The organism is Gillisia marina (assembly GCF_000258765.1).
In the GTDB taxonomy this organism is placed as follows: domain Bacteria; phylum Bacteroidota; class Bacteroidia; order Flavobacteriales; family Flavobacteriaceae; genus Gillisia; species Gillisia marina.
This window is the reverse complement of the sequence record NZ_AJLT01000091.1, coordinates 1-9,408: the sequence shown is the minus strand read 5'-3', so window position 1 is coordinate 9,408 and position 9,408 is coordinate 1. Positions and strand designations below refer to the sequence as shown.

Genomic DNA, 9,408 nt, shown 5'->3' with positions numbered 1-9,408 from the left:
TTTTTAATAAAGCTAGAATCAATTAGTTCATAATTCAATTACGTTAAACTATAATCTAATTTCTCTCTGAATGCATTTTGCACAACGGTCTTGGTTAACGCAAGTAGCGTGGAGTAGGGACGGCTTTTTGTCGGCTTAGTTGTTTATTACTTGGTGTCTAAAATAGCACTTTTCAATCTAATGCCTGCTAGTTGGATCTTAGCCGATGTTGTGAGCAGTAAAACAGCTCTATAATTCTTTAGAAATTTCGGATAAATCTATAATTTCATCTATTCTCCATTGTCTAACTTTTTGCGCATTTGCTAATTTAATTGCTTTCTGTAAATTTTCTTTGAATTGAATCATATCTTCTCGTCCAGAATTAACTTCTGCAAGCTTTTCATATAACTCAAAGGAATTGGGATTTTCTTGTAATTCTTTAATAATTATTTCTCTCGCTTGATCGTAATTTTTAGAATTTATATAATTCGATGCCAGAAGTGATATTAAATAAGATTTAGAAGTCGGATAAAACTCATCTATTAAAGCTTTTACGTTCGCCAGTTCTTCGTCTTTATCTTTTAATATATGTATTACAGTATTATATAAAACACCGTCCGCCAGTGGAAAACTTAGCTTATAATAAGAGTGCACCTTATTTTTGTATTCTTTTAATTCTTTAGAAGAATCGAAAAAAGGTTTATTAGCTTTCCAAATTTTGAAAATATCTTGTAAAGCCCAATCGTATGTAGGGCCGCCTACCGAATTATGATTTTCGTTTTTAAATTGTTTAAATTTAAATTCTGGTCCAACTAATTTCAGAAATTTATCTACACCCATTTCCTTTTCGTTAGCTAAGGAAATATATACACTTGTTGTATTAGAGTATTTACTATCGTAGATATCTTTAGCAACACTATTAATGGCATTTTCCTCCCACCATAAAGCAGGACTTATTGCGATATAGTTATTAAATAAAGTTGGTTTTTTTTAATGCAGAGTTAATTATAAACAAGCCTCCTATAGAATGGCCAGCTAGAATTTTATAATCAAGGGTTCTGTATTTTGAATCGATATAGGGAGTTAATTCCTTTTCGATAAATTCTAAAACTTGATCTGCATTCCCACTTTCTTCGACTCCATGAACATAAGGTTTACAATTTTTCTTATAATTCCTAGAACCTTTTCCCGAAATTGCCACTAATATCATTTCTGGAATATTTTCTGCAATACCGGCCTGTAATTCTAAAATTCCTGAAACATACTGGAAATTGTAATCCCCGTCAAGAATATATAGAACAGGATAATTTTGTGTGGGTTTAGAATAATAAGATGGAGGTAAGTAAATAGATAAAGGTCTATTTTCTTGTAAATTTATTGATTGTAGTGAGTCTTTATGACCAATGTTTATTTCCTGACTAACTGAAACATTAATCGTAGAAAAAATCATAAAAACAATTAAATAAATTATTTTCATAGCTTCATATTTTATTTCACACAACGGTCTTGTTTAAGACTAGTGGCGTGGAGTAAGAACACGAACTTGTCGGCTTTGATGTTTGTTTCTTGTTGTCTAAAATATCACTTTTCATAGGAACCGATGTTGTGTGTAGTTTTTTACTCTCATACAACAAAGAAACTTCTTAAACCTGTTAAAATACTTTGTACAGCATAAGAAGCTAAAATCAGTCCCATAATTTTACTAACCACAGTAATTCCATATTCGCCTACTCGCTCCTTAACTCTATTAGCAATTAGAAGTAGAATACAAGTGATTGAAATTACGATAAATACTAATATCGTTGTAATCGCCTGTTGTTTAATTGTATATAAGTTATTATCTGTCATTAAAACTACAGCCATTATTGCACCTGGTGAAGCTATGGAAGGGATAGCAACAGGGAAAATAGTAACATGTTTATAATCTTTAATCAAATGTTTTTCTGATTCTGGTTTTCCGTCTCCAAATATCATTGTAAGCGCAAACAAGAAAAGAATTACACCACCTGAAATTTGGAATGCATCAAGTGAAACTTCCATTCCATCTAGCACGATTTGTCCGATAACTATAAATAATAACAAAATAAAAAAAGCAATTACTGAAGCTCTTATCGCCACACGCTTTCTAAATTTTAAATCAAGTTCTTTAGTTGCTTCTAAATAAACTGGTACGGACCCTAAAGGATCTATTACTGCAACTAAGAAAAGTAGTGTAGTTATAATTTCATTCATCTTTCAAATTTTAGAATCAATAAAATTAAACTTTTAATAATTTTTCCTTGAAAATAGAAGTTATAATCTTTAAAAAAAAATTACACACAACGGTCTTGTTTAACGCAAGTGGCGTGGAGTAAGGACGCGAACTTGTCGGCTTAGTTGATTTTTTTTTTATTGGTGTCTAAAATAACACTTTTCAACACAATGCCCGCCATTTGCACTTAACCGATGTTGCCAACAGTACTTTTATGGTTTACTCCACGTACAATTTATTCCATCCGAAGTAGAATATTTAAAAGTGCTTTCATCTTTATTAAAAGTCAATGCAAAGTCATCACTATTTTCTCTTACGAATGTGGTTTCTGATGTGCGTATCCAGATAAATTGATTACCATTAGTTGTTTGTAATAAATAATCTCCTCTTTCTATCGAATTTTCTCCTTTAAGATTCATATTAAAATTTCCACAACTAGAAATATAATCCCCATCTAACATATCGCCAGTTACCATTATATCAAAATTTTCTAATGGTTTTAAAGACTTATTAAAGGTGTTCGTAATTAACGGGTCAACACCAGTTTTTACCTTAAAGGTAGTTTCCTGTGTTAAAATTTCTCCCTTCTTTACATGAAAAAGTAATGAATTATCTGTTGTCATTAAATCTGTTTGATCTCCAATTATAGATTGCCCATCTCCAAACAATCCGGTTGAATTTCTCACTAAAATTTTAGTAAAACCCTTATCCTCTGGAATAAATGGAAGTTGTAATTCTCCTTGGCTATTTTCAGTTAACGGAACTTCATAATACAAATCTGTTTCACTTTCGTTTATTGCATTTACAATTAAGATATATTTATCTTTTTTCTTTCCTTCCTCCTCTAATAAAAGTTGATAAGATATTTGCACATCATTTTTATCAGCTAATTGAATTTCTTCTTGTCCTAAGCAATTGAAAGTCATTAAAATAGTTGTAAAAAATAGGGTAGTTTTTTGAATCATTTTGTTTAATTTTTTTGTTCTTTGTTTGTAATCGTATTGTTGGCAACGGTCTTGTTTAACGCAAGTGGCGTGGAGTTAGGACGCGAACTTGTCGGTTTTGTTGTATTTTACTTGGTCTCTAAAATAACACTTTTCATTGGAGTGCCCGCTATTTGCGCTTAACCGATGTTAGGCACAGTTTTATATACTAATATTCTCCTCTTTTGTTCCAATCATAATTATTTTTATTCAAGTCATTTTTTTTCGCCAACTCCGAAAACATTTGATTAATTTTTTCTTTTTCTATCCATTTGCCATTGAGAAAAACACCCGCAATTTTTCTAGTATTATTTATATTTTTCAAAGGATTCTTGTCAAGCAAAACTAAGTCTGCAAATTTCCCTATTTCAACAGTTCCTATCTTGTCATCTATTTCTAACCATTTGGCAGGTAAACGAGTTGCTGAAATTAAAGCTTCACTGTTGGTTAGTCCAGCATCTACTAGAAGTTTTAATTCATCGTGTAATGCGAATCCCCAAACTATTCCTGATGTCCCTGAATCTGTTCCTGCAACCATAGGTACTCCAGCCTTTTTAAACTCCTTTACCAAACTAATGTGAAAATCTACAAGTGAGTCAAAATATGCCACACGCTTGGGCGATGTACCTTTATTGTATTGGTTAGAGACTATCCATTTACTTTGCATTAGTGGATGCACATATTTAAAACTAGGTAAATTTCTAACACTATCAAGAGATCGTGCTTGTTTTGCAATGTAAACTAAATTAGATAAGTTTGGCATAAGCCAAGTACCATTATCTTTTGCAATTTTCGCAAACTCTTTAGCAACATCATTGGTGTACTTATCAGTCTGACTTGAGAATTCTTCTGCGTGAGCCACCATACCAAAATGAGGAACAAAAGCATCTTTTGTACTTCCTTTAAAGACGGTTGGAATATGCCCAATGACTTTCATATTTTGTATTCTTGCCTCATCGATAATAGCTTTGTAAGTTTCAGCATTAAGATTGGAATATACTTTTATAAATTCATAGCCTTGCTGTTTAGCAATTCTCACAGTTTGTCTTCCATCACTTGGGGTGTTAGCAGAATTTCCAGAACTCCCACCATCTACTAAAAATGCTAAAGCAATGCGAGGCCCAAAGACTTTGCCATTTATAATTTCGTTTCTCTGTCCGAAATGCTCTACTCGAGCACTAAGTTCAAAAGCTGTGGTAACTCCATTTGCAACGTAGAGCAACATAAAATCTTGATTATCCATAAATAGAGTAGCTCCCTTTGTAGGATAATTGGAACTCATTCTTACATCTGCTAAATTATGAACGTGCATATCAATTAGACCTGGAATAAGCCATTTATCTGTTCCGTCAATTATTTTTAAATCTGTTGGAATGGAATCACTATTAATCGATAAAATTTTCTTGTCTTTAATTACAATTGTAGCATTTTTAATGACCACATTATCTTCGGTCATAGGAATAATATTCACATTTTTGATTACGTAATCATTATGTACTAGACGTTTGTTTTCTATTTGTGAATTACTTTGTGCATTTGAATTGAAACTGATAAGTACAAATAAAATTAGAAGTACTAAATATTGCATTTAAATATATTGATTGATGATTATTTATTATAAGACGATGAATTCATTCACTTGTTACGATTTTTCTCGTGTAAAACTTCACACAATGGTCTATATTACGGCTATTGGTGCGAAGTAGGGACGAATTCTTGTCGGCGTAGTTACTCTTCAATTGGTCTCTAAAATAACACTTTTCACCGGAATGCCCGCTATATGCGCTTAGCCGATGTTGTATGAAGTACTTTTCTAGTTATTGCTCCAAATTCCTTCTAACAATTTCTTTTCCGGTTTCTCCAAAATATTCCGAAATAATTTTTTGCCAAACCACCATTCCGTTTTCAGAATTTGAAAATAGAACTAAGCCTTGTTTCGAGTTCTTTAGAAGGATTGCTATAGCTTTTGTTCCATAATCCCCTCCTGTGTGCATTAAAGCAAGATCTTGATTCGGTAAATTAGATAGGAGCTGCATACCCAAACTCCAATCAATTCCTTTTTTTTCTTGTGATTGAATTTTAAGGAGTTCGGTATATAAACTTTTTGACAAGCCTGCTCCATTTAATATATGCACCAAAAATTTAGAGTAATCTTCGGCAGTTGTCATTAAATTTGCAGCTGCATTAGTGTTTGTATACTTCTCCTACTTTATAAGGCTTCCATTTTCATCATGTTCTATTGCATATAAATTTTCATCAATTTTGTCTGTCCAATAGAAGTATGTGTTATTCATCCCAACTGGGTCAAATAGCTTTTCTTTTGCTATTTCCTCAAATGGACGATCAAGTTTTTTTTTCAATTGCTTTTCGAAGATATTCAAAACCTTCTCCTGAATATTGCCATTTTGTTCCAGGTTCAAATTGAAACGATAGTTTTTTATCCTCGGTTAAATATCTCCAATTTGGAAGACCAGACTGATGAGATAATATATGTCGTGTGGTAAGTTTATTAACATATTTACTTTTTGTTATATCATCATCTATGAAATATTTGGAAATAGGTTCGTCCAAATTCCAACTTCTTTCTTGAATTAATTTTAGTGTTACCAATGCTACAATTGGTTTAGTTAAAGAAGCCACCTTATAAATACTATTAGATGAAACTGGCATTCCTTTTTTCTGATAACCAAAGTTTCGAACCTGTTGCAATTTTCCATCTTTAATCAAACCAATTGAAATTGAAGTGATGTTATGTTTTTTTAATAGTTGATCAATTTGTTTGTCATTATTAAATAGTTCGTAAACATAGTCAGCATTAAATTTTGCTCCATACTCTTTTTCGGGTGGGCTATGCTCGTAACTCAATATGCTTTTTAGTTCCCAATTTCCATTTTCCAAAACCCAAGTATTAATAAATTTTGCTTGTTCTGTTGCATACAATTCTTTATTTGGTTCTTTGATATAAAAAATATGATTGCCTGTTTGTATAGCACCATAAATTTTCCCCTCATTTTTAAGAGTATAAACTTGAAGCGTTTCTTCTACTAACTTTCGAATAGGTTTAAAGTTGGCATTTGAACAAATACTTTCTGAAAATGCTTTGTGAAATTGTTCTAAATTTTGACTTCCATTTTGATCGTGAAGAAATTCTAAATCTTTATGTAGCACTTGTTTTAAAGCAGCAAAATTACATTTGTTAAACCCTTCATTAAAAATAAGGCTGTCTGCTTTTTTAAGTTCTATAAAAATTCGAGAGTCTTTACTTACTTGAGAAAAACTCAATTGAATTGTAAAGAATAGGATAATGGCTAAGAGTAAATTGTACATTTTCATTTATTATTTGATTGATGTCTTACTTTGCAATTTTCTCAAAATCTTACGAGAAATACGTAGTAAAGCACCTGACAATGAAACGACAAAAGAGTGACAATTTTTATATAAAGCTGAAGCTCAAATAGATGGAAAGTTTTTGATCTTTATCGATTGAAATGGTATTACGAATAATAATGTATAAGTTAACAAGTACAGAAAGTATAATCAATACTAGAGTTAGCTGATTGCTTAACTCAAACCATTTTCTAATAAAGGGACTTAATAGGACACAAACAGATGCTACTATTGTCCATAGAATTTGAATTGAAATAATTCGTTTTGTTATTTCATTAATCTCCTTTTTATGTTTTATTATGAAAAATGGAAGTAGTATATTAATTGGTGGAAGAACAATTCCTATTATTGAAGATAAATTAATAAGCTTTGCCAATTGAAAATTGATTATTTCATTTTCCGATACGTTAATTTTTAATTCACTTTCGGGTATATCCAAAACTACTGACAATCTTTTTAAAGTATGACCTTTTGGAATAACTCCTGATTCAATTCTTTGAATAGTACGAACAGATAAGCCTGTTTTTTTAGCCAATTCATCTTGTGTAAGATTTAATTTTTCTCGGTAATCTAAAAGTTTGGACATTCCTTAATTTCGTAGCTGAATTTTTCAATTATTGTTGGATTCAAAGTTGTAACGCAACAAGCCGTTGTTGGTTTTTACTCGATGTCTAAAATAGCACTTTTCATCAGAATGCCCGCTATTTGCTGGTAACCGATGTTGGCTATAGTTAAAATTACTACGAACTTTCATTGTAATGAGTTAAAATTTCTTTCAAATCATTTTCGTTTACATTTTTCTGTAGGATCACTCCTTTTTCATTAATTAAAATATTAAAAGGAATAGAATTAATACCATATTTTTTGGAAATTTCACCTGCTAAATCTTCTTCGCTAAAGATATTTTGCCACGATAAATTGTGTTTGTCTATTGCTTTTTTCCAGCTTTTTCTATCCTCATCTAAAGAAACACCTAAAATCACAAGACCTTTATTTTTGAATTTATCATTCATAATTTCTAGTTCAGGAAATTGGTCTATACAGGGTTTACACCAACTAGCCCAAAAATCAATTAACAAAAACTTGCCTCTAAAATCTTTAGTTGAAAGTTTTTCTTCTTTATAGTCGTTACCTGAAATATCAAATATTTGATCACCTATTGTTAAAATATTTTCAGGATAGATATTTCGTTCTAATTTTTTAATAGTGTATGGATCTAAAATTGTCCTATTTAGTTTTTGATAAAGGTTCTTGAGTTGATTTTTACTTAATGTTGAATCAGAAGAGATTTCAGCCAATAAATCCCCTGGATATCTATGATTTGAATTCTCAATTATTAGATTCTCTAACTTAGTATATAAATTATCGCTCCAATTTTCTTTTTTAGAATTTATAGCTTGTTATTTTTCAAACTCTTTTCTTAATTTAGAGGTTTTTGTTCCTTTGATTTTTTCTATAATTATCCAGTCTGAAGGTCCGTCATAGAACTCTTTTTTAGTAACAGTAATTTCCATTTGAATCTCAGTATTTTCCAAATAAAAATCTCTGTCATATCCAGAAACAGTATCCGTAATTAGTCCAGCCCTGGTCGGAAAATCTACACTTCCAGAAAATTTACTTTTTCCATTTATGACTAAAGAACTATCAAGTTTCTTAGTTGTTATTAAGTAAAGATATCCTGTATAGTCGCCTTTTACATTTACATCTACAGTAAATCCATTTTGATTAGAATTTTTGCATGCTAATAAATTTAAAATTATTCCTAGAATTAATAGATTTCTCATTCAGTTATAATTATTGCCAACGGTCTTGGTTAAGGCAAGTAGCATGGAGTAGGGACACGTTCTTGTCGGCTTTGTTGTTTTTTACTTGGTCTCTAAAATAGCACTTTTCACCACAATGCCAGCCATTTGCTGTTAAACGATGTTACCTGTAGTTTATTTTGCCAGTTTTTTTTAATAGTTCCGCTGTTTTTGAATCAATTTCTCCAACGTATTTTAAATCGCTAGCGTCATTTTTTGTAATAATCTCGTAAAAAATAGATGCGCTTAAAAATACGCCAAAATCAGAGGGATGCATTTCATCTTCTAAAATATTGATCTCAGGATATTTGTCAAAAACCTTCTGAAATATATTTCCATGGTCAGTTTTTTCTAGTGAATTATTATCCGCAATACTCTTGTAGGAGTTGTTTATGAGCTCAAGATATTCCTTAGAATTATTTATCTCAGGAGAACAGTATTCTTTCATTCTATCCAGGGATTGACTTATTTGCATTCCTCTGTAACAATATTTATCAGGATATTCCATTTTGGTTGTCCAAGTATTAAATATTATAAATCGTGAATTATCATTATTTACTAATTCTTTAATCTTTTTAATTGCAGGATCTTCTTTGTATTGCAATGATTCAGGAATTAATACCGCAACTCCTCCAGTCTGGAGTATAATTATATCCCAATTCTTTTCTGCTAATTTCTTTTCAGTTGCAGTTAATTCTCCAGGCGCTTTTGTTGTTGTTCTGGTGTTATTGTCAGAGGATTCTACAATTACATTTTCAAGATGTGCACTTAAAGAGAAACCCGGAAATGTGATTTGATCTATTTTAATATTTGGATTTGTTTCATTCATCATTTCTTGAAGTTTTTGTGGCATATCATTATAATATGTCAAACTATTTCCAATGAATAAAACATTTATTTCTTTCGATTCATTTGAATTCTTAAAGCCACAACTCAATAAAATCAAAGCTAATAATAGAAGCAGAATTTTTCTCATAAATTACAGGTAACGGTCTTGGTTAACGCA

General features: G+C 31.0%; 11 protein-coding genes. All 11 read right to left on the bottom strand.

The window, feature by feature from the left end; genetic code table 11:
- Positions 1-228: 228 nt before the first annotated feature.
- Positions 229-819, bottom strand: coding sequence for a tetratricopeptide repeat protein (locus ON07_RS13745; RefSeq protein ID WP_010232610.1), 591 nt, complete (start codon positions 817-819; stop codon positions 229-231).
- 130 nt (positions 820-949) lie between these two features.
- A complete protein-coding gene (locus ON07_RS13740) occupies positions 950-1,456 on the bottom strand; it encodes an alpha/beta hydrolase (RefSeq protein WP_010232608.1) in 507 nt (168 codons plus the stop codon).
- Between the two features lie 146 nt (positions 1,457-1,602).
- On the bottom strand, positions 1,603-2,211 hold the full coding sequence (locus ON07_RS13735) for a MarC family protein (RefSeq protein WP_010232606.1): 609 nt from the start codon (positions 2,209-2,211) through the stop codon (positions 1,603-1,605).
- A 231-nt stretch (positions 2,212-2,442) separates the two neighbouring features.
- Entirely contained in the window at positions 2,443-3,195 is a 753-nt protein-coding gene (locus tag ON07_RS13730; RefSeq protein ID WP_010232604.1) for a hypothetical protein, read from the bottom strand.
- A 187-nt stretch (positions 3,196-3,382) separates the two neighbouring features.
- Positions 3,383-4,801 (bottom strand): amidohydrolase family protein, encoded by a 1,419-nt coding sequence (locus ON07_RS13725; protein ID WP_010232602.1) that lies wholly within the window; start codon positions 4,799-4,801, stop codon positions 3,383-3,385.
- 229 nt (positions 4,802-5,030) lie between these two features.
- On the bottom strand, positions 5,031-5,381 hold the full coding sequence (locus tag ON07_RS16090; protein WP_050915893.1) for a serine hydrolase domain-containing protein: 351 nt from the start codon (positions 5,379-5,381) through the stop codon (positions 5,031-5,033).
- A gap of 175 nt (positions 5,382-5,556) precedes the next feature.
- Positions 5,557-6,540, bottom strand: a complete 984-nt coding sequence (locus ON07_RS15705; RefSeq protein ID WP_162097770.1) for a serine hydrolase — start codon at positions 6,538-6,540, stop codon at positions 5,557-5,559.
- A 106-nt stretch (positions 6,541-6,646) separates the two neighbouring features.
- Positions 6,647-7,186: a helix-turn-helix domain-containing protein gene (locus ON07_RS13715; protein WP_010232601.1), complete on the bottom strand. Its 540-nt coding sequence runs from the start codon at positions 7,184-7,186 to the stop codon at positions 6,647-6,649.
- A gap of 154 nt (positions 7,187-7,340) precedes the next feature.
- Positions 7,341-7,898, bottom strand: coding sequence for a TlpA family protein disulfide reductase (locus ON07_RS16085; RefSeq protein WP_010232600.1), 558 nt, complete (start codon positions 7,896-7,898; stop codon positions 7,341-7,343).
- Between the two features lie 102 nt (positions 7,899-8,000).
- The gene (locus ON07_RS13705) at positions 8,001-8,384 is read right to left on the bottom strand and encodes a DUF4369 domain-containing protein (RefSeq protein ID WP_010232599.1); all 384 of its coding nucleotides are present in this window, start codon (positions 8,382-8,384) and stop codon (positions 8,001-8,003) included.
- 142 nt (positions 8,385-8,526) lie between these two features.
- Positions 8,527-9,378 carry a DUF4886 domain-containing protein gene (locus ON07_RS13700; RefSeq protein ID WP_010232598.1) on the bottom strand — a complete coding sequence of 284 codons (852 nt, stop codon included), beginning with the start codon at positions 9,376-9,378 and terminating at the stop codon, positions 8,527-8,529.
- Positions 9,379-9,408: the final 30 nt, after the last annotated feature.